This window comes from Cryobacterium zhongshanensis (assembly GCF_022760445.1).
In the GTDB taxonomy this organism is placed as follows: Bacteria; Actinomycetota; Actinomycetes; order Actinomycetales; family Microbacteriaceae; genus Cryobacterium; species Cryobacterium algoricola.
This window is the reverse complement of sequence record NZ_JALGAR010000001.1, coordinates 631377-655447: the sequence shown is the minus strand read 5'-3', so window position 1 is coordinate 655447 and position 24071 is coordinate 631377. Positions and strand designations below refer to the sequence as shown.

Genomic DNA, 24071 nt, shown 5'->3' with positions numbered 1-24071 from the left:
CCCACCCCACCCCCCACTGCTGCACGACGGACCCCACGAAGGTCCGTCGCACGGATGTCTGACGCCACCGTCAGCATCGGGGTCTTCGACAACGCGGGCTACACCCGCGCGGTCCTCGACCTGACCATGCGCCTCGCCGAGGTCATCTTCGCCGCCGGAGCCGGAGCCGAGGACGCCACGGCCGCGATGGAGGCCATCACCCGCGCCTACGGCCTCAAGGGTACCGAGGCGAACGTGACGCACACGATCATCGCCCTCACCCACGAGGACCCGGGCACGCACGAGTCGATCACCCGGAGCCGCAACGTCAAGTACCGCTCCCTCAACTACGGCAAGCTCACTGCGACGAGCGAACTGATCGCCGAACTCATCGAGAACCCCATCGACGTCGCCGACGCGCGCAAGGCCCTCGCCACGATCGTGAGCGCCCGGCCCCAGGTCACCGCACTCTGGCGGAGGCTCGGCTGGAGCCTCGTCGGCGCCGGCGCCGCCGTGCTGATCGGCGGCGGGCTCACCGTGCTCATCGCCGCGTTCATCGCGACCTTCTTCATCGACCTGATCACGGCGGCGCTCGACCGGCGGCAGGTGCCGGTCTTCTACCAGAACGTCGTCGGCGGGGCGATCGGGCCGATGACGGCCGCGGTCGTCGCACTCGTGGATCCCTCCGCGAATCCGTCCCTCGTCGTGATCGCGACGATCATCATGCTACTCGCGGGCGTCACGACCTTCGGCGCGGTGCACGACACCCTGTCCGGCTTCTACCTCACCGGGACCGCCCGGATGATGGAGGCGCTCCTCATCACCGGCGGCCTCGTCACCGGGGTCGCGGGGGCGTCGCTCCTCCTCGCCCGCTTCGGCCTGGTGCTGAGGGTGAACGGCAACGTCGCGTTGACGTTCGCCGACGTGGCCGCGCTCCTCGCGGCATCCGTCGTCATCGTCGTCGGCTTCGCGCTCGCGGTGCAGGTGCCGTGGCGGGCGTACTGGGTGGTCTGCCTGCTCGGGGCGCTCGCCGAGCTGCTCTACCTCGGCGGCACGAGCGCGGGCTTCGGCCTGGTCTGGTCGTCGGCGGCCGCAGCCGTCGGCGTCGGGCTCGCCGCCGCACTGACCTCGCGGGTGGTGCGCACGCCCCCGCTCGTGATCGTCGTGACGGCGCTCGTGCCGCTCGTTCCGGGGCTGACCCTGTTCAGCGGCCTGCTGCAGCTCTCCGACGGCAACATCGACGGCGTGCTCAGCATGCTGACCGCCGGTGCCGTCGCGGTCGCGCTCGCCGCGGGGGCGATCCTCGCGCAGTACCTCGTGCAGTTCGTCTGGGGACCCGCGCGCCGGCTGCAGCGCCGCTTCGTCGGACCGCTGATGGCGTTGCCGGTGCGGCTGAGTCGCAGCCCGGGCAAGCGCATCTAGTCTCGCGGTGCACCGTTCCGGTCGAGAGTGCCCGTTCTGCGGGTCACTCTCGACCGGAACGGAACGTCTCGACGTCCGTCCGGCGGCCCGGGGTCAGTTCGGGACGTCTGCCTCGCCGGTCTCGTCGTGGATGTCCTCGACGTAGCGGTACGAGATCGGTTCCTCGGTGACGTGCCCGAGCTTGAAGACGCGCCGCACGACCTCGCCGTCCTCCTCGACTTCGAGGGTGACCTCCTGGGCATATTCGCCGTTGACGTATTCCAGTTCGTGCTCGGTTCCCGCGGCGATCGGGTTGGCGCCGAAGAAGATCGCCCGGTAAGTGCCGTTCTCGCTCATATTCCCTCAATCCCTCAGGTGGCTGGTCGCACACAGCCTACGACCGGTGCGCGCTGGCACAAGGGCAGGGCCGGGCGGATGCCGTTCCCAGCGATTCCGCGTAGGGTCGAAGCAGACGATGCCGCTGGGGCTCGGGTCGAAGGAGTGCACATGGCTGACAAATCACCCAAGAAGGATGCGACCAAGAAGGTCGCCGGCAAGTCTCTCAAGGAGAAGCGTGCCGACAAGCACGCCAAGTCCAACGAGACGGCCGAGAAGGCACGCAAGGCGTAGTCTCCGCCCGATTAGTTTTACGCAGTTTCACTGCAGACAGGGTGCTGTCCCGCTTCGGCGGGGCGGCACCCTGTCTCGTTGGCCCGTGTCGATCAGCCCGTGTCGATCAGTCCGTGTCGATCAGCCCGTGCCGATCAGAATGCGGGCGACGGCCTCGGAGCCCCGGATCTCGACGAGGAGATCCAGGATGCGGTCGACGACCGCCGTCGTCACCGACCGGCAGACCACGCTGTGGCGGCCGAGCTCGGCGAGGCCGCCGGCCCGCACCCGGATCACCTCCCAGCCGACCTCGTTCAGTGCCGCGTCCTTCTCGCGGTCGGAGACTTCCTTGAGGCCGACGTGCGCTGTGCCGTCGCGGCCCGGATCGTCGTATTCGATCGCGATCCGGAGTGCCGGAATGATGATGTCCGGCCAGACCTCCGGCTTGCCGTAGAAGGTGCGGCTGATGCGCACGGCGTTCACCCGGTGCGGCAGCCGGATGCGCTCCCCGAGCGCCGCCCGCAGCCGCTGCTCGGTCGCCGAGGTGCCGAGCCGCAGGCCGGGCTTCATGAACGGCACCCCGCCCTCGAACCGGGCCGCGGGTGCCGCGGCGTTGGCCAGGCATTTGGGGCAGCCGGGGCCGGTGAGAGCCTCGCGCACCGTGGCGGTGAACCGGGAGTGGCCCCGGGCACAGATCCACTCGTAGGTCGCCCCGATCCGGGTCTCCTCCGCGAGTGCGGCGCGCGCGCCCGCCGCGGCCTTGCCGATCAACTGGGCCCGGGTGCGCCGGGTTTCACGGAGCAGGACGCAGAGCGGGCAGTCCCGCTGGAGGGTGATGCGGGCATCCACTGCCGGGGCGCCGTGCCCGCAGCGAAACCGCACCGACGTGCCGCCCGTCGCCGTGCCGCCGCCCATCGAGCCGCCGCCTGCCGTCGGGTTGTCCGTGCCGTTCATGCCCCGCTCCCTCGTTCGAGGCCGAGGCTACCCGCCACCCCCGACACTCGGTGCCCGGCGGAGGCGCCGGGGGCAACGCGTCAGACGGCCTCGAGCACGCTCACGTAGTTCGCGACGCCGACGCCGCCCATGTTCTGCACGAGAGCACGGCGCGGGGCCGCGAGCTGCATGTCGCCGGCGGTTCCGGTGAGCTGCATCGCGGACACGACGTGCTGCGACACCCCGGTCGCCCCGACCGGGTGGCCCTTGGCCTTGAGTCCGCCGGAGATGTTGACCGGGAGCCTGCCGCCGCGGTACACCCAGCCCTCCTCGACCGCGCGGCGTCCCTCGCCGGGTGCGGTGAGCCCCATCGCCTCGTACATGATCAGCTCGGCGATCGTGAAGCAATCGTGCACCTCGGCGAAGTCGAGCCCGTCGAGGCCCACGCCCGCCATCCGCAGGGCGCGTTCGAAGGAGATCCGGGTCGCCGCGAACGCGGTGGGGTCGCGGCGGGCGGCGGGCAGGAAGTCGTTGGCCTGGCCGAAGCCGGTGAGGCGCACGGGATCTGTCGCGGCGCCCGACCGGCGGGAGGCCCCGGCACTCCCGCCCGTCGTCAGCACGATCGCGGCAGCACCGTCGGAGACCGGGGAGCAGTCGGTGCGGCGGAGCGGTCCGGCCACGATCGGGTTCTTCTCGGAGACCGTGCGGCAGAAGTCCTCGCCGAGATCCTTGCGCAGCTGGGCGAAGGGGTTGTCGACGCCGTTGCGGTGGTTCTTGGCCGCGATGGAGCCGAGCACGTCGCCCACGTCGCCGTACCGCTCGGCGTATGCCTCGGCGACGACGGCGAACAGGCCGGCGAAGCCGGTCGTCGACGGCCGGCCGGCCATGTCGTAGTCGGCGCCGAGCAGGGCCGATCCGACCAGCTCGGACGAGGCATCCGTCATCTTCTCCGCGCCGATCACGAGCACGGTGCGCGCGGTGCCGGCGAGCAGCGACTTGACGCCCTGCTGGAACGCGGCAGAGCCGGAGGCGCAGGCGTTCTCGACCCGGGTGGCCGGAACGTAGGCGAGCGCGGGGTCGGTCTGCAGCGCGAGCGAGGATGCGAAGGCGAGCGGCACGAGGCCGGAGTTGAACTGGCCGAGGTAGATCTCGTCGATCTCGGCGGCGTCGACACCGGAGTTCGCGATCGCCTCCGCGGCGACCTGCACGATCAGGGTCTCGAGGGTGTCGTCGCTGAGCTTGCCGAAGCGGCTGTGCCCCCAGCCGGCGAGGAGGACGTCGGTGCCGAATTGTTCCTGAAGGCTCACAGTCGCACTGCTTTCTGGTCGGTTGCGGTATCGGTTGCGGTATCGGTTGCGGTATCGGTTGCGGTGCCGGTTTCCGTCTCTGCGACGGCGAAGTCCGGCTCGGTGCACGCGCGGAGCGCCTCGAGGGTGACCCCGGGGGCGCGGCGGCGCAGCACGAGGCCGGCCTCGGTCACGTCGAAGACGGCGAGGTCGGAGATGATCCGGTTCACGACGCCGACCCCGGTCAGCGGGAGGCTGCACTCGGCGACGATCTTCGCGCCGCCGTCCCGCGCGATGTGCTCGGTGAGCACGACGACCCGCGGGGTGCCGGCGACGAGGTCCATCGCGCCGCCCATGCCCTTGATCATCTTGCCCGGGATCGTCCAGTTGGCGAGGTCCCCGCTGCCGGAGACCTGCATCGCGCCGAGGATGGCGACCTTGACGTGGCCGCCCCGGATCATCCCGAAGGAGGTCGCCGAGTCGAAGATCGACCCGCCGGGCAGCATCGTCACAGTCTGCTTGCCCGCGTTGATCAGGTCGGCGTCCTCCTCGCCCTCCCAGGGGAACCGGCCCATGCCGAGCAGCCCGTTCTCGCTCTGCAGCGTGACGGAAACCCCCTCCGGCAGGTTGTTGGCGACGAGTGTCGGGATCCCGATGCCGAGGTTGACGTAGTCGCCGTCGTGCAGTTCACCGGCCGCGATCGCGGCCATCTCGTCTCTGGTCCAAGCCATGGTGTGCTCCCGGGGAGTGTCGAACGGATGGGCGTGCTTCTGGTGGAGGTTCTGAGCGTGCCGCCGGCGGTTCAGGCCGGCACCGCGACCGGGCGCTTCCGCACGGTGCGCTGCTCGATCGGCTTGGTGCGGGCATCCGCCTGCACGAGGCGCTGCACGTAGACGCCGGGCGTCACGACGTCGTGCGGGTCGATCGCGCCGCGCGGCACGATCTCCTCGGCCTCGGCGATCGTGACGACACCGGCGGTCGCGACGAGCGGGTTGAAGTTTCGGGCGGTGTACCGGTAAACGAGGTTTCCCTCGGTGTCGGCGCGCCAGGCGTGCACGAGGGCGACGTCGGCGACGATGCCGCGTTCCTGCACGTAGCGGATGCCGTCGAACACCGCGTGCGGCTTGCCCTCGGCCACGAGGGTGCCGACCCCGGTCTTCGTGTAGAACGCGGGAATTCCCGCTCCTCCGGCCCTGAGGCGTTCGGCGAGGGTGCCTTGCGGGCTGAATTCGACCTCGAGCTCGCCCGCGAGGAGCTGCTCGGCGAAGAGCCGGTTCTCTCCAACGTAGGACGCGATCACCGTGCGCACCTGCCCGGTCTCGAGCAGCCGGCCGAGGCCGATGCCGTCGACGCCCATGTTGTTCGAGACGACGGTGAGGTCGCGCACACCGGATGCCCGCACCGCGTCGATCAGGTCGGCGGGGATCCCGCAGAGGCCGAAGCCGCCCACCGCGAGCACGATCCCGTCGTGGAGGACGTCACCGAGCGCGTCTGCCGCGCTGGCCAGTACCTTGGACATGGTCTTCTCCTCATTGAGCATCGCCTGCGTCCACTTTGTGGATGCCTTGTCTGTCGGCCATGCTAACTGGGCCGCAGAGAACCTGTCAATCACTGCCCGTCGGGCATTTAATTGCGCATCCACACCGTGAACAGTAGGCTCACAACCATCCACATTATGGACAATTGGAGCCGAACAATGACCACTGATCGTGCAGCCGGGCCCGGCGGTACCGTGCAGGGCGCGCAGGTCACCGCCCGGATCGCCCTCCTGCTTCGGCTCGTGGGCCGCGCTCCGGCCGGTGCCCTCATCTCCGATCTCGCGCGGGACTCCGGCCTGACCCGGCCGACCGTGCACCGTCTGCTCGCCTCGCTCGCCGCGGAGGGCCTGCTCGACCACGATGCCCTGCGGCACACCTGGCACTACGGGCCCGAGATCTTCGTGATGGGGGTCGTCGCCGCCGAGCGGTACCCGATCGAGGAGCTCGCGCGGCCGAGCCTGCGCCGCCTCGCCGAGGAGACCGGCGAGAGCGCCTTCCTCTCGATCCGCCGGGGCGCGGAGACGGTCTGCCTGCTGCGCGAGGAGGGTAGCTTCCCGATCCGGTCGTTCGTGCTGCACGAGGGCGTGCGGTTCCCGCTCGGCGTCGCCTCCGCCGGGCTCGCGATCCTCGCCTTCCTTCCGGAGGACGAGGTGACGGCCCTGCTCGAGGGCTCGCTCACGGAGGCGTGGGGTCCGGCGCATACGGTGGCGGGCATCCGCTCGCACCTCGAGCAGACCCGCAGCACGGGATACGCGGTCAACCCCGGGCTGATTCTCGAGGGCAGCTGGGGCATGGGCGCCGCGATCTTCGACCGGTCCGGCCGGCCGGCCTGGGCGCTGTCCCTGACCGGGATCGAGCCGCGCTTCCGGCCGGAGCGGCAGCCGATGCTCGGCCGACTCCTCCTCGAGGAGGCCAACCGGATCACCCAGGAGCTGCAAAAGCCCGGCCTGCCCGCGCACTGACGCGCACTGACCAGACGGCATTCACAGGGTGCCCGGAGGGTCCGGAAACGACAGAAGGACCGCGGCACTGGGCCACGGTCCTTCTGTCTTGCCGGTGGAGCTAAGGAGATTCGAACTCCTGACCTTCTCATTGCGAACGAGACGCGCTACCAACTGCGCCATAGCCCCCAACCGCTTATGAAGAATATCACGCGTTGGGCCTCGTGCTGAGCACACCCCGCGCTCGGCGGAATCCCGGCGCACTCCGGACGCGTCCGCGAGTGTCTAACCGGCGGCGCGGCGACGACGGAGGACGGCGTCGAGGTCGGTCATGCCCGGCTCGGTCTCGCCGACGATGCCCATCGACGCGAACCGGCTGACCGGCGCGGCGGCCTTGCCTGCGCCCCCGACTGCGACCGGCCCGGTCCTCGTGACCGGCGCTGTGCCGACGTTGCTGCCCAGGTTGCCGCCCGCGTTGCTGCCCTGCGCGAAGATCGTCCCGGTGTGCCGGAGCGGCGTGACCGCGACCTGCAGCTGCTCGGCGCGGCGGGCCACCTCGGCCTCCGCGGCGGCCCGGCGGAGCTGCGCGGCGGCATCCACTGAGGCCATGGCGGCCTGGGCGACCGTGCCGGGGGCGAGGTGCAGGGGCCGGGGAAGCGGCCGAGGCGTCCAGGTCTGCACGGGAACGGGGGTCTCCTCGAGCTGCACGGGTTCGAAGTCCTGCCCGACGAGCGGCCGGAACCGGGCCTCGGCGACGGCCGGCCCCGCGGCGACGGACCGGGCCCTGGCGTGCGCACTGGTTCGGGCCAGACGGTTGAGGGTGCCGAACGCGAGGAGGCCGGAGGCGGCGCCCACGGCGAGGAGGACGGCCGAGCCGCCGGTGACCAGGGTCACGAGGCCGAGGGTGAGCGCCACGAGGGCGCCGAGGAGCACGAAGGTCGCGATGGCACGCAGGCGGCGCACGCGGCGGCTCCTGGCCGCTGCGTGCCCGGCGACGGTGGCCTGGGCGGCGCGCTGGGCTGCGGCCTGCTCCGCGGCGAGGCGCAGGGCTGCTGCACGTTCCGCGGCGGCCCGGGCGGCGACCGCGCGACGGGCGGACGTCGCGGCAGCCATCACGGCCTTCGCTTCGACGCGGGCGTCCTCTTCGGCCTGCGCAAGCAGCTTCTGCTGCGTCACTACGGTGCGGGCGCTCGCCTCGAGACGCACCTCCTGCGGAATCTCGGACGTCTCCGCGAGGATGCGCATGGTTTGCTGCAGCCGAACCGCATTGCGTTCCGTGGTGAGGTACTGACGTCGTCGGGTCCAGGTCGGCATCAGATAGGCCACCCAGAGCACGGCGGCGACCCCCACCATGACTCCCCCACCCAAGACCTCGCTACTCATGCTCCCTACGGTATGAGTCCGGGGCCGTTCCGGCGCTGATTAGACGGGGTGTGTCCGACGACTCGCCGAAGAATCGGCGATTCTTTTCGCGCGGGTCGTCGTGTGGCGCTCAGTACTCGGCAACCCCGAGCGGATGCGCCGCCGCGGCCCGGTCGGCCGGGGTCACCGCCGCGGCGTCGACGGGAGCCGCCCCGTCACGCCAGCGGCGCAGCACACCCTGGCGCACTTCCTCGGCCACGAGGGCGAAGCAGAAGTGGTCACGCCAGTCGCCGTTGATATGGATGTAGCGACGGCGCAGACCCTCGTAGCGGAAGCCGAGCTTCTCGACGACCCGGAGGGAGGGGCCGTTCTCCGGCCGGATGCAGATCTCCATCCGGTGCAGCCCGAGCTGCCCGAAACAGTAGTCGGTCGCGAGGGCAACGGCGATCGGGGTGATCGAACGACCGGCGAACTCCTCGGCGACCCAGTACCCGATCGTCGCGCTCGACAGCGAACCCCAGCTGATCGACGAGACGTTGAGCTGTCCGGCCAGCTGGCCCTGGAATTCGATCACGAACGGCAGGCCGTTCCCCGTGCGCGAGTGCGCGAGCAGGCTGCGGATGCTCGCCCGGGTGTCGAACGACATCGGCGCGTACGGGCTGGTCGCCTCCCAGGCGCGCAACCAGCCGCGGTTCTCCATCAGGGACCGCTCGAGGTTCTTGTCATCGCGCAGCCGGATGGGACGCAACGTCACATCACCGTCGAAAAGCGTCGGAATCGCGATCGCCACAGCCTGCCTGTCTACTCGGATTCAACTGGTGTTCCCCCACTGTAGTCACCCGGATCAGCTGAGGGTGGCGGCGAATCCCTTGAGCCACGGACGCAGGTCCGGACCGAGATCGTCCCGGTCGACGGCGAGCTGCACGATGGCCTTGATGTAGTCGAGCCGGTCGCCGGTGTCATAGCGGCGGCCTCGGAAGATGACGCCGTAGACGCCGCCCGTGCTCTCGGGGTTCGCGGCCATTTCCTGCAGGGCGTCGGTCAGCTGGATCTCGTTGCCCTTGCCCGGCTCGGTGTGCTCGAGCACGCCGAAGACCGAGGGACGCAGCACATACCGACCGATGATGGCGAGGTTCGACGGGGCATCCGCTTCTGCGGGCTTCTCGACCAGGCCGGTGATGCGCACGACGTCGGGGTCATCGGTCGGTTCGACGGCGGCGCAGCCGTAGAGGTGGATCTGCGAGGGCTCCACCTCCATGAGCGCGATGACGCTCGTGTTGCGCTCGACCTGCTCGGTGAGCATCTTCTCCAGCAGCGGGTCGCGGGCGTCGATGATGTCGTCGCCGAGGAGCACGGCGAAGGCCTCGTTACCGACGTGCATCTTCGCGCGGAGCACGGCGTGGCCGAGGCCGAGCGGGTCCCCCTGGCGCACGTAGTGGATGTCGGCGAGGTCGGTCGCGAACTGCACCTTGGCGAGGCGGTCCTTGTCGCCCTTCTGGATCAGCACGTCCTCGAGCTCGGTCATCCGGTCGAAGTGGTTCTCCAGTGCGTTCTTGTTGCGCCCGGTGATCATCAGAACGTCGTTCAGCCCGGCGGCGACGGCCTCTTCGACGACGTACTGGATCGCCGGTTTGTCGACGACGGGGAGCATCTCCTTCGGCATTGCTTTCGTAGCCGGAAGGAAGCGAGTTCCCAGACCAGCGACGGGAATGACGGCTTTCGTGATGCGAGTACCCATGGCCCCTACGTTATCGGCATCTAGGATGACTTATATGGACTCCGAGATCGTTCACCGAAAGCGGGCGCTCCGCGCCGAACTGCGTGAGCGTCGGCAGAACATGACTTCTGTCGAGACGGATGCCGCCACCGCGGGCTTCACCGCGAACCTGCAGAGCATCGTGCTCGACCTCAGTGCGCGCTCCATCTCGTGCTATCTCTCGGCCAGGAACGAACCCAATACCCGGCCGTTCGTGAACTGGGCCGAGGCCCAGGGCATCCGGGTGCTCTTCCCGGTCTCCCGTGACGACGGCCTGCTCGACTGGACCGTCGGCGAGGACCAGACCGAGTTACCCGGTGTCTCCGGGATGCCGGAGCCCGCGGGCAGTCTGCTCGGGCCGATCGCGATCAATGACGTCGACCTGATCATCGTCCCCGCCGCCGCCGTCGACGCGACCGGGCTGCGCATGGGCTGGGGTCGCGGCTACTACGACAAGACGCTCGGGTCGATGGAGAAATGCCCCCCGGTCTACGCCGTCGTCTTCGACAACGAGTACGTCGACTCCGTTCCGCGTGAAGTGCACGACCAGCCCGTCGACGGCCTGGTCACGCCCACGCGCATCATCACCTTCTAACCATCCACCCTCAATTTCACCTATTTCAATCGGGGATCCCGGCGCGCGCCGGGTTCCCACAGCCGGAGTTTCAGTGCCTACCTATTCCTACCGTTGCACCGAGTGCGACACCGCGTTCGACATCCAGCAAGCCTTCACCGACGACACGCTGACCGTCTGCCCGAAGTGCGGCGGCAAGCTGCGCAAGGTGTTCTCCTCAATCGGCGTGAGCTTCACCGGATCGGGCTTCTACCAGAACGACTCCCGCTCGGACGCGAAGGCGGCCCTGCAGGCACACCCGAAGAAGCACGCGAAGTCGCACGCGGACACCGCCTCACACGGCGACACGGGTTCGGACAAGCCCAAGAAGGCCGAGAAGGCGGAGAAGAAGCCGTCCGGGTCCTCCGAGAAGTCGGGCGGGGCATCCGCCGGCTCGTCGTCGTCATCCTCACCTTCGTCATCAAGCACCCCGTCAACCACGAGCGCGGCATCGCCCGCAAAATCTTAGGAGAATCCCCATGATCCAGGGCTTCAAGGAATTCATCATGCGCGGCAACGTGATCGAACTCGCGGTCGCGGTCGTCATCGGCGCGGCGTTCACGGCCGTCGTCAACGCCATCGTCACCGGCATCTTCAACCCACTGATCGCGGCGATCTTCAAGTCCGACAGCCTCGCCAATTCCATGGTCGTCACCCTGCCGGGGGATGCGAAACTGTCCTTCGGCCTCGTGCTCGCGGCGATCATCAATTTCCTCCTCGTCGCCGCCGTCGTGTACTTCGTGTTCGTGATGCCGCTCAACAAACTCAAGGAGGCGCAGGAGCGCCGCCGTGCGGCCGGCCTGCCGCCGAAGGACGCCACCATTCCCGCGACCGAGCTCGACCTGCTCACCCAGATCCGCGACCTCCTCGCCGCGGACGCCGCCAAGCCCGGAACCGGTCAGTCCCCGAGGTAGCTCTCCGGCCGTGCCGGCACGCACGCGACGGCGGATGCCGGACGCGGGTTACCAGTGCGGCGGACGGTCCTGACGCAGCTGGGCCTCGTTCGCGCTCCGTGACGGCTCGGTCCCGGCAACGTGCGGTGCGACGCCGCCCTCTTCGCGCAGGACCGGCGGGTGCGGATTCGGATCGGTGTCCGGCGCAGGCGTCAGGCGCGCCCGGCGGGCTCCGCCGCGGGCCTTCACGACCGACTGGCGCGGCGCGGCCTCGGGATCTGCAGGGTCGAGTCCGTGGGACCGGTCCGCGGCGCTCTGCGGAGTCTCGAGCCAGTCGTCCGTGTCTCTCACGACACGCTCACGCGAGCGGGTGCTGCGCAGCCGGCGGGGTCGTGCTCGTGACGCCGACGAGGCCGGCGACGCGGGTGGCGACGGCGTCCGGGTTGCTGAAGAGTTCAAAGGAGTGCACCCGCAGGTAGTGCCAGCCGAGTCGTCGCAGCACCTCGGGCCGGAGCCTCAGGGACTCGCGCAGACTCGCCCGGTCGACGACGGCATCCGTTTCAACGACGACGGCGCGACCGGCGTGCGAACCGGCGAGGGCGAGCTTGCCGCGGTGGCCGAGCGTCACGGTGAGACCGAGGCGTTCGAGGCGCTGGGCGAGGTCGACGAGCATCGGCTCGGTGGCATCGGGAACCTGGGCCTCGTTATGCCTGGCCTCGGTCTCGGTGAGCACCTGGGCGAGGGCGAGGATGCCGTGGCGCTGGCGATCCTCGTCGATGTCGGCGGGGCGGAAGCAGGAGACGATGTCCATGGCGCGGCGGGCGCGGGTCATGCCGATCGCGAGCAGGCGGTCGCCGCCGGGTTCGCCGAGCGAGCCGAAGTTGGTCAGCAGGCGCCCGTGCGGGGTGCGTCCGTAGCCGATCGAGAAGATCACCCGGTCGCGGCTCTGCGCGACGGCCTGCTCGAGGGTGAGCACGGTGAACGGTTCGGCCCGGTCCTTGAGGATGAAGTCGGCCAGGTCGGTGCGCTTCGAGAACGCGGACAGCACGGCCTGATGCACGCGCACGGCGTGGCGGGCGCTCGCGGTGATCACCATGAGAGACTCGCGCGGGCGCTTGACGGCGTGGTCCATCACGAGGTCGACGACCTTGGACACCTCGGCGTCGACACTCTCGACGGCTCCGCTGTCGGCATCGGGCATGCCGTGGCCGCCCGCGACGTAGTTCAGGGTGAGGCTGCCGTGGCCGAGGTAGCTGCCCGCCCACGGGAGCGAGTCGATGCGGCCGCCGTAGAAGCGGTGGTTGACGAGTTCGGTGAGGTCCTCGCCGCCGGCCCGGTAGCTGCGGGTCAAGGTGAGGGTGGGCAGCAGTTCGCCGAGGCGCGCGAGGGCGGAGTCCGCGTGCAGGGCGTCGACGTTGGTCTCGCGCTCGGCCCGGTCGGCGAGGCTGACGCGGCTGACGCGCGCGTTCGCGTTCGTGCCGCCGCCGGCATCCGTGATGCCGGTCTCGAACGGGGACGGCGTCTGGGTGACGGGGTCGCCGAAGGCCACGATCTGCTTGCCGCGGCGGATGGCGCCGACGTTCTCGGCGAGGGTCGTCGCGCCGGCGTCGACGAGGAGAACGGCGTCGAAGTGCTGGTCGTCGAGCTTGGAGACCTCGTACGGCGAGGCGAGCCAGACCGGTGCGAGCACGCGGCCGAGGTGCGGGGCCGCCTTGTTCAGTCGGCTCGGGGTCGCGCGGTCTGCGCGCAGCAGGCGGCGGAGACGGTCGGCCTCCTCCGGCCAGTCGACGATGCCGATCTTCCAGGTTTCGGCGAGGAGCCAGCCGAGGCGCTGCCCGGTCGTGGATGCGTGTGCCTCGTCGACGAGACGGAAGTCGGCCTCGAGCCGGTCGAGCACCTGCGTGTTCGCGTTGAGGAGCGCCTTGTCCGCGCCGAGCATGGACTCGAGCACGGACTGCCACCAGGCGAGCTCGAGCTCGTTGGCGACGTTCTCCTCGGAGACGTGCCGCTTGGCGAGGTCGGTCATCAGCGGGTCGAGGTTGTGTTCGCGCAGCGTCGCGAGCAGCGCGGTGCGCTCGTGCAGGTTGGCGAGCACCTCGCTCTCGGCGGCGAGGCCGGAGATCGTGTAGATGAGCTCCTTGACGGGCCGCATGGAGAGCTGACGGTTGGTTCCGGTGTTGCGCAGCGGGATGTCGAGGGCCGCGAGGTCCTCGGAGACGCGCTGGTAGGCGACGTGCACATCGGAGATCCCGACCGGCACCTCGGGCATCACGCCCGCGACGACGTAGCGCTGCCACAGGGTGCGCTGCTGCTGGATCCGCCGGAGGCTGTCGTTCAGGTCGGTGACGTGCACGCCCGGCCGCAGGTATTCCTCGGCGAGGCGGCGCAGGCGACGGCGGCTGGTCCCGGTCATGTCCGGCGAGTCGCGGCGGGCGGACGTCGCCGAAATCAGTTCGGTGAGCGAGCGATCGAAAACGGCGGGCTGGAACTTGTCGAGGGTGTCGCGGATGTCGAGCAGCAGCCGCAGGTAGACGCCGAGCTCTGCGATGGTCTCGAAGGGCCGCAGCCGGGTCTGGCCGACGAGGCCGGCGGCACGCTCGAGCAGGCGAGGCAGCTCGACCTGGTTGACCCGCTTGGCGAGCTGATGCGCAGCGGATGCCTCGGCCGGCACAGCGAAGGACGCCCCGTACCAGGGCGAGTCGCCTGGCCCGTAGCGGAACTGGCCGAGCGCGGCCGCCTTGATCAGCGTCTGCGCCGCGGTCGCCCGGTTCTGGGCGAGGCGTTCGAGCGCATGCCGTTCGAGCCGGGCGGTCGTCGAGGGCGGGGAGGACAACTGGGCGAGTCTCGCGAGTTCGCCGAGGGCGTCGAGCACGGAGACGCCGAGGGCCGGGTCGCGCCGGGTGAGGGCGCCGCGGTAGTCGAGCAACACCTTGCGGAGGCGCACGAGGGCGTCGTCGACGTCGCCGACCATCGGCTGGACGGCCTTCTCGTTGCGGGTGATCGAGGCGATCAGGTCGCGGCGCAGCAGCCGCGGGGTGACGGCGACGCCGGGGAGGCCGACCTGGGTGAGGCGCTGGTTGATGCCGTCGAGGCTCGAGCGGCGGGCGCTCACGACGAGCACGCGCTTGTGCTGGGAGATCAGGGAACCGATCGCGTTGACGATCGTCTGGGTGCCGCCGGTGCCGGGCAGGGTCTTGACGACGAGGGAGTTACCTGCCGCGATCTGCGCGACGACGTTCTCCTGTTCGGGGTCCGCGTCGAGCAGCAGCACGTCGGTCGCGGGCGGTCGGGAGTCCTGGCCGATCGGGACGACGGGGTTGTACGCGCCCTCGATGGCCTGGCGGGCGCTGGGGTTCCCCGCGATCGCGTCGAGCAGCGGATGCTCGAGGTGCGCGGCATCCGCTTTCATGGCCCGGCCGACGTCGGCGAAGGAGGAGGCGACGAGGCGCGGGGTGACGTTGAACCAGGGCAGGTGCGAGGTGAGGCCGCGTAGCCGGTCGATGACGGGCTGCGGCTTGAAGGCGCCGTTGGTCACGGCGAGCGCGACGAAGGCGTCGGCGTCGAGGGTGATCTGGAACTGTTCGTGCAGGGCACGACCGAGTTCGGGGTTCAGGAACGGCTGACCCTTGAGCTTGAGCTCGAAGTCACGGCCGTAACGGCGGATCGCGAGCGGGCGGAGCAGCACCGGGCCGAGGAAGTCGACGTCGCCGAAACGCCATTCGGCGAGGCCGATGCCGAGGTGCACCGATTCGATGCCGCGCATGGAGCGCAGTTCGATGCCCTTCTGGGTGATCTCGCCGGCCGCGAGGCGGGCGTTGCGCAGCGCGAGCTCGTCGCGGATGAGGTTGGAGAGCAGGGTGGACTTACCGATGATGAACTGCGGGAGCCCTCCGGGGTGGGCCTGGCTCAGTTCGATGCGGGTGCGCGGCTCGTCGGCGAAGTGCAGCAGCGGGGAGCGCCCGCCGATCTCGGCGAGTTCGCTGCGCCACCGGTTCCAGACCGGCTCGGCGATGTTTCCCGCGACAACCGAGGGATCCCCGAGGCTCACGGTCTGCGGGGAGACCGCGTTCCGCGGCTCACCTGACGGAGCATCCGGGTTTTCCGACAGGATGTCGTCGTCATCTTGTTTTCTATCGAGGCGCCACACACCGATACCCTAAGTCCGGAAAACACCGTTCTGCGGCAGGCTCCCCGGGTTTTGCGGGGATTGACGGCAAAACCCGCGGATTTGTCGGCTTTGCCGCACTCCCGGCGAAACCCTGGTGATTCGGAGTCGACCGGGCTTGCGAGAATGGGGCAATGAAACTCCCCCTGGTCGAACTCCACCTGCACATCGAGGGCACTCTCGAACCGGAGCTCATCTTCGAGCTGGCCGAACGCAACGGCGTCGCCGTGCCGTGGGCGACGCTGGCGGAGTTGCGTGCGCAATACGAGTTCACCGATCTGCAATCCTTCCTCAATCTGTACTACCACAACCTCGACGTGCTGCGCCAAGCCGCCGATTTCACGGACCTGACCCGCGCCTACCTGGCCCGCGCCGCTGACGCGGGCGTGCGGCACGCCGAGATCTTCTTCGACCCGCAGGCGCACACGAGCCGCGGCATCCCGTTGCTGACCGCGCTCGGCGGGGTGACGGATGCCCTCGGCAACTCGGTCGCAGACTTCGGCATCTCGACGAAGCTGATCGTGACGTTCCTGCGCGACCGCCCGGCGGACGAGGCGCTGCAGATCCTCACCGAGATCCTCGCGAGCGGCTACACGATCGACGGCGTCGGGCTCGACTCCGCGGAGGTCGGCTACCCGCCGGAGCTGTTCGAGGAGGTCTTCGCGCTCGCCGCGGCGAACGGGCTCCGCCGGGTCGCGCACGCCGGAGAAGAGGGCCCGCCCGAGTACGTCTGGAGCGCGCTGGACCGGCTCGGTGTCGAGCGGATCGACCACGGCATCCGCAGCCTCGAGGATGCCGCGCTCGTCGAACGCCTCGTGCGCGAACGGGTGCCGCTCACGGTCTGCCCGTTCTCGAACGTGCGACTGCGCGCGATCGACACGCTCGCCGACCACCCGATCGTGCGGATGCTCGACCTCGGCCTGCTCGCGACCGTCAACTCCGACGACCCCGCGTACTTCGGCGGGTACATCGACGACAACCTCGCGGCGCTCGACGCCGAGTTCGACCTCGGACCGGACCGGCTGGCCCTGCTCGCCAGGAACGGGATCGAAGCCTCGTTCCTCGAACCGGCCGAGAAGGCCGCGCTGTCCCTCGACGTCGACGCCTGGCGCGCCGCCCAGCCCTAGCCCGGAGCCCCGCCCCCGCCCGGGGTGGCCTCTGCGCAGCTCCCCCACGACCCCCGAGAGATACTTTTCCGGTCGAGAGTGCCCGGTACGCGGGTAACTCTCGACCGGAAAGGTGCAGCTGGGCGCGACTAGAGCCAGTTGTTCTTCTTGAAGACGCGCCAGAGCACGAAGCCGCCCGCGACCATCAGGCCCAGCGCGAAGGGGTAGCCGTACTCCCAGTGCAGCTCCGGCATGTTCTCGAAGTTCATGCCGTAGACGGTGCCGACGAGGGTGGGCGCGAACAGGATCGCCGCCCAGCTCGAGATCTTCTTGACCTCTTCGCTCTGCGCGAGGCTCGTCTCGGACAGTCGCCGGGTCTCGTCGTTCTGCCGCTGGGTGACGAGCGTCGAGTGCACGATGAGCGCGTTGTCGAGGATCTGCCGGAAGGTCGCGCCGCGCTCGTTGATCCGGAGCACATGGTCGAGCACGTCGTCGAGGTGGTGGTGCAGCTCGGCCTCCACGTTGTACTTCGCGAAGCCGCGCTTGAGCGCCTCGAGCATCCCGATCAGCGGCTGGGTCGCCCGCTGGAATTCGATCACCTCGCGCGACAGGTCGTAGATGCGCCGGGCGACCTCGGGGTCGCCGTCGAAGATCTCGTCCTCGATCTCGTCGATGTCGTTCTCGAGGCCGGCGATCACGGGTGCGTACTCGTCGACGAGCTGGTCGAAGATCGCGTAGAGCACCGCCTCGGGCCCGAGGGCGAGGAGCCTCGGCGTCGACTCCATGCGCGCGCGAACCTTCGCGAGGTCGGGCGATTCGGCGTGGCGGATGGTCACGACGAAGTCAGGTCCGACGAAGACGTGCAACTCGCCGAACTCGACCCGCTCCTCGGCGTCGATGTACCGGGCCGGCCGCAGCACCACGAAGAGGATGTCGTCGAACCGTTCGAGCTTGGACCGCTGGTGGCCCTTCAGCGCGTCCTCGACCGAGAGGTGGTGCAGCTGGAACTCCGACGCGATGGAGCGGACCTCGGTCTCTTCCGGCCGGTACATGCCGATCCAGGCGAAGCCGCCGCACTCGGTCAGTGTCGCGTAGGTCTCATCGAGGGAGGCCGGCGTCGCGAGGCGTCGTCCGTCTACGTAAACCGCGTTGTCAATCAGTGTCATGGCGTGCTCCTCGAGTGCAGCTACCAGTGTCGCACTCCCCCGGTGTCGTGCCGGGTGTGTCGAATTCAGGAGTTGAGCGTCGAAATGCCCGAAATCCGGCCGGGAAGCGGCACTACGGGCGCGACCTCCTGAATTCGGAACAGGGGCGCGGCTAGGTTGGAGGCGTGATCGATCGGGGTGCTGGAGAGGTGGTCGTGCTCGTCGCGCCCCGCGGGCAGACGGATGCCGCCGACCGCGCACTCCTCGCGGCGACGGCCGCCGAGGTGCTCGGCCTCGATCCCGCGAGCGTCCACGTCTTCCGCCGCTGCCCGCACTGCGGGAGCACCGAGCACGGCGTGCCCTCACTCTCGACGCCGGGCACGGTTTCGGGCACGGTTACAGGCACGGACGCGCCGCACCCCGCCGTGCACCTCAGCCTGAGCCGCGCGGTCGACCAGGTCGCCGTCGCCGTGAGTTTCGCCGGGCCGGTCGGCGTCGACATCGAGAGTGTGGATGCCGTCACCCGCTCCCCCGTGGCCGATGTCCTCCTCTCACCCCGCGAGCGGGCGGCGGCTTCGCCACCGAACGGCCTGGACCTCGCCGGGATCTGGTGCGCAAAGGAGGCGATCCTGAAGTCCACCGGCGACGGCCTGCGCGTCGACCCGCGCGACCTCACCCTCGCCCGCCGCCGGGAACCGGGTTTCGGCCCTGCCCTCCGCTCCTGGCCGGGAGCCGGCGTCCCCCTGGCCGGCATCCTGCTCGCGAGCCTCGACCCCGGCCCCGGCCTCGTCGGCCGAGTCGCCGTCCTCACTCACCCCGGCACCCAGCCCACCCTCCGGCTGCTGGACACCCCCGACATCAGAGCTTGGGGAGGGCGGTCCGGTAGATCCACCGGTCGATGATGCGGCGGATCTCCTCGCTTCCGGTGTGGATCGAGACGAACTCGACGAAGGCATCCGTCGAGACGAGGCCGTGCCGGTTGGCGCGGGTCCAGGCACGGAGGGTGTCGAAGAAGACGTCGTCGCCGAGGGAGCGCCGCACGGCGTGCAGCGCGAGCGCGCCGCGCTTGTAGACCCGGTCGTCGAACATGTCGTGCGGGCCGGGGTCGCCGACGAGGAGGTCCTGCGGCTGCGCCTCGAGCCGGCCGCGGTGGTACACCGCGCTCTGCTCCGCGGTGCGTCCGCCGGCGTGTTCGCCCCAGATCCACTCCGCGTAGCAGGCGAAGCCCTCCTGCAGCCAGATGTCGCGCCAGGCGGCGGCGGTGAGGCTGTTGCCGAACCACTGGTGCGCGAGTTCGTGCGCGATCAGGCGATCGCTGCCGTGGTTGCCGTCGACGTGGTTGCGGCCGAACACGGCGAGGCCGTGCGCCTCGAGCGGGATCTCGAGCACGTCATCCGTCACGACGACCGAGTACCCGGGGAACGGGTACGGGCCGAAGGCAGCGCTGAACACCGAGACCATCTCGCCGAGCCTGCCGAAGTCGACGCCCACGTTGTGCGCGAGGTTCGACGGGAAGTGCAGCGTGACCGGCACCGGGGCGGGGCCGCCCGCCGCGACCGGCGCGAGCGCGAGCGGACGGTACCGTCCGATCATCACGGAGGCGAGGTAGGTCGCCATCGGCTCGACGACCTCGAAGGTCCACCGGGTGTGGCCGGAGCGGGTCGATTTCCCGGTGAGCGTGCCGTTCGAGACCACGGTGTACGGCGCCTCGCAGCTCACCGCGATCCGGTACGTCGCCTTGTTGCTCGGGTGGTCGTTGCACGGGAACCACGACGCGGCCCCGCACGGCTGCCCCGCGACGAGCACGCCGTCGAGCAGTTCCTCCCAGCCGACCTCTCCCCAGATGCTGCGCAGCGGATGCGGCGCCCCGCGATACCGCACGGCGATCTCGAACCGTTCCCCGGCTTCCATCGTCGTCAGCGGGGTCACCACGAGCTTGCGGCCGGTGTGCACGAATTTGCGCGGCCGGGCGCCGTTGACCGTGAGCCGGTCGACGCTCAGCCCGTCGAAGTCGAGGCTGAACCGGTCCAGGCGCATCGTCGCGACGAGGGTGATCGTCGCGGTCGCGCGCAGTTGGTTGGTCGCGACCCGGTAGTCGAGGTCGAGGTCGTAGTGCAGCGCCCGGTAGCCGCCGTTGCCCGCGCCGATCAGGTACGGGTCGCCGGCCGAGCCGGAGCCGATCGTCGACGGCAGGTTGAGCGCGACCTTGCCGGACGAGTCGGAGGAGCCCTTGCCTGCGGAGCCCTTTTCGGCGCCAGTCTTCCCACCGGTCTGCGGACTCATGGTGTCCACGGTAGCCTGCGCCAGGGCGCGATCGGGTTCCCCGACCAGACCGACCCGGCGGGCACCCGTTCGCCGCGCATCACGAGCGAGGCGGGGCCGACGGTCGCGCCGGCATCCACCGATGCGGCGGGCAGGATCACGCTGTGCGGGCCGAGGGTCGCGCCCTCGGCGAGCGTTACCCGGTCGAGCTGCATGATCCGGTCGTGGAAGAGGTGCGTCTGCACGACGCAGCCGCGGTTCACGGTGACCCCGTCGCCGAGAGATACGAGGTCGGCTTCCGGCAGCCAGTACGTCTCGCACCAGACTCCGCGGCCCACTCGGGCCCCGATCGTGCGCAGGAACACCGACAAGGCCGGGGTCCCCGCGGCCTTCGCCGCGAACCACGGCCGGGCGACCATTTCGACGAAGGTGTCCGACACTTCGTTGCGCCAGATGAACGACGACCAGAGCGGATGCTCGCTCACGGAGATCCGCCCGACGAGGGCCCACTTGGCGAGGCTCGTCACGGCCGCGGCAACCGCACCGGCCGCGAGTAGCACGATCCCGCCGAGCAGGATCGCCCAGCCGAGGCCGAGGCCGATCCAGAGCGCGTCGAGCGCGGCGAGCACGCAGAGGGCGATCAGCCCGGTCACGATGACGGGCACGATCCGGAGCACCTCCCAGATGGCCCGGGCCGCGCGGAGGCGGGCGGGCGGGCGGAACGTGCGCGCCTCATCGACGTCCGTCACGAGCCGCCGGAGTCGCTCCGGCGGGTTGCCGAGCCACGAGGACCCGCGCTTGGCCTTGCGCGGCGCGGAGGAGAGCACGGCGACGAGCCCGTTGCGCGGCACCGTGCGGCCGGCGCCGGCCATGCCGCTGTTGCCGAGGAAGGCGCGACGGCCGACCTTGGCCGGGCCGATGTGCATCCAGCCGCCGCCGAGTTCGTAACACGCGACCATCGTGTCGTCGGCGAGGAACGCGGCGGGCGCGATCGTCGTGAGCGCGGGGATGAGCAGCACCGTCGACGCCTCGACGCCGGCGCCGACCTTCGCGCCGAGCAGGCGAAGCCAGACCGGGGTGAGCAGGCTCGCGTACACGGGGAAGAGCAGGGTGCGGGCGCCGTCGAGGATGCGTTCGGTCATCCAGACCTGCCACCCGAACCGGCCGCGCACCGGGTAGTAGCCCTCGCGAAGCCCGACCCCGAGGGCGCGGACGGCGAGGACGACGAGCAGGGCGTAGACGAGCCCCGCGACGACGACCGCGAGCGGCATCACGAGCGCCGCCCGGCCGAGCGCCACACCGAGGGTACCGGCGTCGCCGATCGCGGCGCCGACGATGAGTGCGGCGAGGATCACCGCGATCGCGGGCATCGCGGTCATGCCGAGGGCGCCGAGGGCGTAAGCGATCAGCCAGCGCCGGCCTCGTGGCGGATGCTCGGCCGGCCAGGCTCCGCGGGCGGCCCCGACCCGGGTGGCGGGCGAACCGGCCCACCGTTCGCCCTCGGGCACGTGCCCGGACACGGCGGCGCCCGGCTCGATGATGGCGCCCTCGCCGATCACCGCACCGCCGAGGAGGGTGCTGCGGGCGCCGATCGTGGCGCCGGCCCCGATCTTCACGCGGCCGATGCGGAGCACGTCCCCGTCGATCCAGTACCCGGACAGGTCGGTTTCGGGTTCGATCGCGGCCCGCTCGCCGATGGACAGCATCCCGGTGACCGGGGGCAGCGCGTGCAGGTCGACGCCCGGTTCGATGCGGGCGCCGAGAGCCCTGGCGTAGTAGCTGATCCAGGGTGCTCCGGCGAGGCTCACGGCGTCGACGAGCAGGGACACCTGTTCGGCGAGCCAGAGCCGCAGGTGCACCGATCCCGCGCGCGGGTACGCGCCGGGTGTGACGCCCCGGAGCAGCAGCCGGGCGGCGAGCACCGAGAGCGCCATCTTGCCCGGCGGGGTGACGAACACCAGGAAGCCGAGCAGGATCCACCACCAGGACAGCGTCGGCGCGAAGGGTGCTCCGGCCGCCGCGAGCAGGTTGTTCGCCGCCGCGAGGTAGACGAGCCAACGGGCGCCGACGAGGGCGTGCAGCGGCACGCCGAGCAGGGTCTGCAGCACCTGGCTGCGCAGCGGAACGGGGAGCACAGTGCGGGCGGCGGTCGCGGCGGCCGGGGTGCGGGAATCGAGCTCGTCGGCGAGCGCGCCGATCCGCGGGTGGTCGTAGATGTCGTTGACCCGGGTGTCCGGGTACCTTTCCCGGAGTGCGGAGACGAACTGGGCGGCGGTGAGCGAGCCGCCCCCGTGGGCGAAGAAGTCGGCGTCCGGCCCCTCGACGGTGGACCCGAGGATGGCGGCCCACTTCTCGGCGAGCCAGGCCGCCGTCGGCGAGAGCCGGCCGGCATCCGTGTCGTCGCCGGTCGCCGGGAGCGGCCAGGGCAGCGCGGCCTTGTCGACCTTGCCGGAGACGCGGGTGGGCAGCTCAGCGACGACGTGTATCAGCGGCACGAGCGCGGCGGGCAGTTCCTCGCGCAGCCGCAGGGTGGCAGCGCCGCGGTCGAGAGCGGATGCCCCGTCGGCGAGCGCGAGGTAGCCCACGAGCACCTGGTTCCCCGCCGGCGTCCGCTGCACCACCGCGGCGGCCCCTGCGACGCCCGGCAGGGTGCGGAGCGCGGCCTCGATCTCGCCGAGTTCGATCCGGCGACCGCCGAGTTTGACCTGGTCGTCGGCGCGGCCGGCGAAGACGAGCCCGGCGGCCTCGAAGCGCACGAGGTCGCCGCTGCGGTACGCCCGCGGCCAGCCGAGGCCGGTGTGCGGGGCGTACTTCTCCGCGTCCTTGGCCGGATCGAGGTAGCGGGCGAGGCCCACTCCCCCGATGATGAGTTCCCCGGTCTCGCCCTCGGCGACGCGGGCGCCCGCGGCATCGACGACGGCGAGGTCCCAGCCGTCCAGGGGCAGTCCGATCCGGATCGGCGTGCTGCCGTCGAGCGGCGCCGCGCACGCGACGACGGTCGCCTCGGTCGGCCCGTACGTGTTCCACACCTCGCGGCCGCGGGCCTGCAGCCGCGCGGCGAGTTCGGGCGGGCAGGCCTCGCCGCCGAAGATGAGCAGGCGCACCCGCTCGAGGGCGTCCTCCGGCCAGAGGGCGGCGAGGGTCGGTACCGTCGACACGACGGTGATGCCGTGCGCGATGAGCCAGGGTCCGAGGTCGACGCCGCTGCGCACGAGAGAACGCGGTGCGGAGACGAGGCAGGCGCCGTTGCGCCAGGCCAGCCACATCTCCTCGCACGAGGCATCGAACGCGACCGAGAGCCCCGCGAGCACCCGGTCGGCGGGGCCGATCGGGTCCGCCCGCAGGAACAACCCGGCCTCGGCGTCGACGAACGCCGCCGCCGAGCGGTGCGAGACCGCGACGCCCTTGGGCACCCCCGTCGATCCGGAGGTGAAGATCACCCAGGCGTCGTCGCTGCCCCTGGGCAGGGTGCGGTGCGTGTGGGCGAGAGTCAGGTCGTCGTCGGGCGGCAGCATCCGCTGCCCCAGCATGGCGCCGTCGACGGCCGACCGGAACGCGAACGCGCCGCCCTCGCCGATCACGCCGACGACGCGGGCCTCGCTGAAGACGAGCTGGGCGCGTTCCTCCGGATCGTCGGCGTCGACGGGCACATAGGCGGCGCCCACGCGCAGGGTCGCGAGGATGGAGACGTAGAGTTCCCGGGTGCCGGAGGGGATCCGGATGCCGACGGTGTCGCCGCGGCGCACCCCGGCCTGGCTGAGTGCGAGGGCCTGCTCGTTGACGAGGTGCTGCAACTGCCGGTAGTTGACGGTGCCGACCTGGTCCTCGAGCGCGAGCGCACCCGGGTGCAGCGCCGCCGTCGCGAACAGGATGTCGATGAGGGTGCGGGGCTCCGCGGTGCGGGACCCTGCCTCGAGCACGGCCTGGGCCGCCGCCGGGGATTCGGCCTGGCCGGTGCCCTGCGGGACGGGGTTCTGGGTCACGCTCGCTCCTCCGCTCGGGCTGCGGGGCTGGCCACCGCACGACGATTCCCCAGTGTAGAACAGCCGTGTGACGCGCAGGTGTCGGCCGGCCGCGAGCCG

21 protein-coding genes and 1 tRNA gene are annotated in these 24071 nt (G+C 70.5%); 8 read left to right on the top strand and 14 right to left on the bottom strand.

What is annotated here, in order from left to right:
- The first annotated feature begins 54 nt into the window (after positions 1-54).
- Positions 55-1401 (top strand): threonine/serine exporter family protein, encoded by a 1347-nt coding sequence (locus tag MQH31_RS03095; RefSeq protein ID WP_134535441.1) that lies wholly within the window; start codon positions 55-57, stop codon positions 1399-1401.
- A 93-nt stretch (positions 1402-1494) separates the two neighbouring features.
- On the opposite strand, the gene MQH31_RS03090 is transcribed toward MQH31_RS03095, so the two are convergent.
- Positions 1495-1737: a hypothetical protein gene (locus MQH31_RS03090; protein WP_243010868.1), complete on the bottom strand. Its 243-nt coding sequence runs from the start codon at positions 1735-1737 to the stop codon at positions 1495-1497.
- Positions 1738-1887: 150 nt separating this feature from the next.
- Here MQH31_RS03090 and MQH31_RS20530 point away from each other — a divergent pair, with 150 nt between their 5' ends.
- The gene (locus tag MQH31_RS20530) at positions 1888-2010 is read left to right on the top strand and encodes a hypothetical protein (RefSeq protein ID WP_255453709.1); all 123 of its coding nucleotides are present in this window, start codon (positions 1888-1890) and stop codon (positions 2008-2010) included.
- A gap of 120 nt (positions 2011-2130) precedes the next feature.
- Here the strand turns inward: MQH31_RS20530 and MQH31_RS03085 are convergent, their stop codons facing one another.
- The 4 genes from MQH31_RS03085 to MQH31_RS03070 form a co-directional block, all read right to left on the bottom strand.
- Positions 2131-2943, bottom strand: coding sequence for a putative endonuclease domain-containing protein (locus tag MQH31_RS03085; RefSeq protein WP_243010867.1), 813 nt, complete (start codon positions 2941-2943; stop codon positions 2131-2133).
- 80 nt (positions 2944-3023) lie between these two features.
- Positions 3024-4229 carry an acetyl-CoA acetyltransferase gene (locus MQH31_RS03080; protein WP_134535438.1) on the bottom strand — a complete coding sequence of 402 codons (1206 nt, stop codon included), beginning with the start codon at positions 4227-4229 and terminating at the stop codon, positions 3024-3026.
- Entirely contained in the window at positions 4226-4939 is a 714-nt protein-coding gene (locus MQH31_RS03075) for a CoA transferase subunit B (RefSeq protein ID WP_243010866.1), read from the bottom strand. The genes MQH31_RS03080 and MQH31_RS03075 overlap by 4 nt, the downstream gene beginning before the upstream one ends.
- A gap of 71 nt (positions 4940-5010) precedes the next feature.
- Positions 5011-5727 (bottom strand): CoA transferase subunit A, encoded by a 717-nt coding sequence (locus MQH31_RS03070; protein WP_243010865.1) that lies wholly within the window; start codon positions 5725-5727, stop codon positions 5011-5013.
- A gap of 177 nt (positions 5728-5904) precedes the next feature.
- On the opposite strand from MQH31_RS03070, the gene MQH31_RS03065 reads away from it, so the two are divergent.
- On the top strand, positions 5905-6708 hold the full coding sequence (locus MQH31_RS03065; RefSeq protein WP_243010864.1) for an IclR family transcriptional regulator: 804 nt from the start codon (positions 5905-5907) through the stop codon (positions 6706-6708).
- A 95-nt stretch (positions 6709-6803) separates the two neighbouring features.
- On the opposite strand, the gene MQH31_RS03060 is transcribed toward MQH31_RS03065, so the two are convergent.
- The 4 genes from MQH31_RS03060 to galU all read right to left on the bottom strand — a co-directional run bounded on the left by MQH31_RS03060 (position 6804) and on the right by galU (position 9787).
- Positions 6804-6876 (bottom strand) — tRNA-Ala (locus MQH31_RS03060).
- Between the two features lie 96 nt (positions 6877-6972).
- Positions 6973-8070, bottom strand: coding sequence for a hypothetical protein (locus tag MQH31_RS03055; protein ID WP_243010863.1), 1098 nt, complete (start codon positions 8068-8070; stop codon positions 6973-6975).
- 109 nt (positions 8071-8179) lie between these two features.
- Positions 8180-8839, bottom strand: a complete 660-nt coding sequence (locus MQH31_RS03050; RefSeq protein ID WP_134535429.1) for a GNAT family N-acetyltransferase — start codon at positions 8837-8839, stop codon at positions 8180-8182.
- 54 nt (positions 8840-8893) lie between these two features.
- Positions 8894-9787: a UTP--glucose-1-phosphate uridylyltransferase GalU gene (gene galU, locus MQH31_RS03045; RefSeq protein WP_134535428.1), complete on the bottom strand. Its 894-nt coding sequence runs from the start codon at positions 9785-9787 to the stop codon at positions 8894-8896.
- 34 nt (positions 9788-9821) lie between these two features.
- On the opposite strand from galU, the gene MQH31_RS03040 reads away from it, so the two are divergent.
- The 3 genes from MQH31_RS03040 (at position 9822) to mscL (ending at position 11332) form a co-directional block, all read left to right on the top strand.
- Positions 9822-10400 (top strand): 5-formyltetrahydrofolate cyclo-ligase, encoded by a 579-nt coding sequence (locus tag MQH31_RS03040; protein ID WP_243010862.1) that lies wholly within the window; start codon positions 9822-9824, stop codon positions 10398-10400.
- A 73-nt stretch (positions 10401-10473) separates the two neighbouring features.
- Entirely contained in the window at positions 10474-10887 is a 414-nt protein-coding gene (locus tag MQH31_RS03035; RefSeq protein WP_134535426.1) for an FmdB family zinc ribbon protein, read from the top strand.
- 10 nt (positions 10888-10897) lie between these two features.
- A complete protein-coding gene (gene mscL, locus MQH31_RS03030) occupies positions 10898-11332 on the top strand; it encodes a large conductance mechanosensitive channel protein MscL (protein WP_243010861.1) in 435 nt (144 codons plus the stop codon).
- A 48-nt stretch (positions 11333-11380) separates the two neighbouring features.
- Here mscL and MQH31_RS03025 read toward each other — a convergent pair whose 3' ends face one another.
- Complete coding sequence (locus MQH31_RS03025; protein ID WP_134535424.1) at positions 11381-11662, bottom strand: hypothetical protein; 282 nt, start codon at positions 11660-11662, stop codon at positions 11381-11383.
- A 7-nt stretch (positions 11663-11669) separates the two neighbouring features.
- Complete coding sequence (locus MQH31_RS03020; protein WP_243010860.1) at positions 11670-15458, bottom strand: AAA family ATPase; 3789 nt, start codon at positions 15456-15458, stop codon at positions 11670-11672.
- Positions 15459-15610: 152 nt separating this feature from the next.
- On the opposite strand from MQH31_RS03020, the gene MQH31_RS03015 reads away from it, so the two are divergent.
- Complete coding sequence (locus tag MQH31_RS03015) at positions 15611-16603, top strand: adenosine deaminase (RefSeq protein ID WP_243010859.1); 993 nt, start codon at positions 15611-15613, stop codon at positions 16601-16603.
- A gap of 128 nt (positions 16604-16731) precedes the next feature.
- Here MQH31_RS03015 and MQH31_RS03010 read toward each other — a convergent pair whose 3' ends face one another.
- A complete protein-coding gene (locus MQH31_RS03010) occupies positions 16732-17748 on the bottom strand; it encodes a magnesium and cobalt transport protein CorA (RefSeq protein WP_134535421.1) in 1017 nt (338 codons plus the stop codon).
- Between the two features lie 164 nt (positions 17749-17912).
- On the opposite strand from MQH31_RS03010, the gene MQH31_RS20805 reads away from it, so the two are divergent.
- Entirely contained in the window at positions 17913-18629 is a 717-nt protein-coding gene (locus tag MQH31_RS20805) for a 4'-phosphopantetheinyl transferase family protein (RefSeq protein ID WP_243010858.1), read from the top strand.
- On the opposite strand, the gene MQH31_RS03000 is transcribed toward MQH31_RS20805, so the two are convergent.
- Positions 18586-20010, bottom strand: coding sequence for a M1 family metallopeptidase (locus tag MQH31_RS03000; RefSeq protein ID WP_134535419.1), 1425 nt, complete (start codon positions 20008-20010; stop codon positions 18586-18588). The genes MQH31_RS20805 and MQH31_RS03000 overlap by 44 nt on opposite strands.
- Complete coding sequence (locus MQH31_RS02995) at positions 20007-23972, bottom strand: Pls/PosA family non-ribosomal peptide synthetase (RefSeq protein ID WP_372488097.1); 3966 nt, start codon at positions 23970-23972, stop codon at positions 20007-20009. Before MQH31_RS02995 ends, MQH31_RS03000 begins: the two co-directional genes overlap by 4 nt.
- Positions 23973-24071 lie beyond the last annotated feature (99 nt).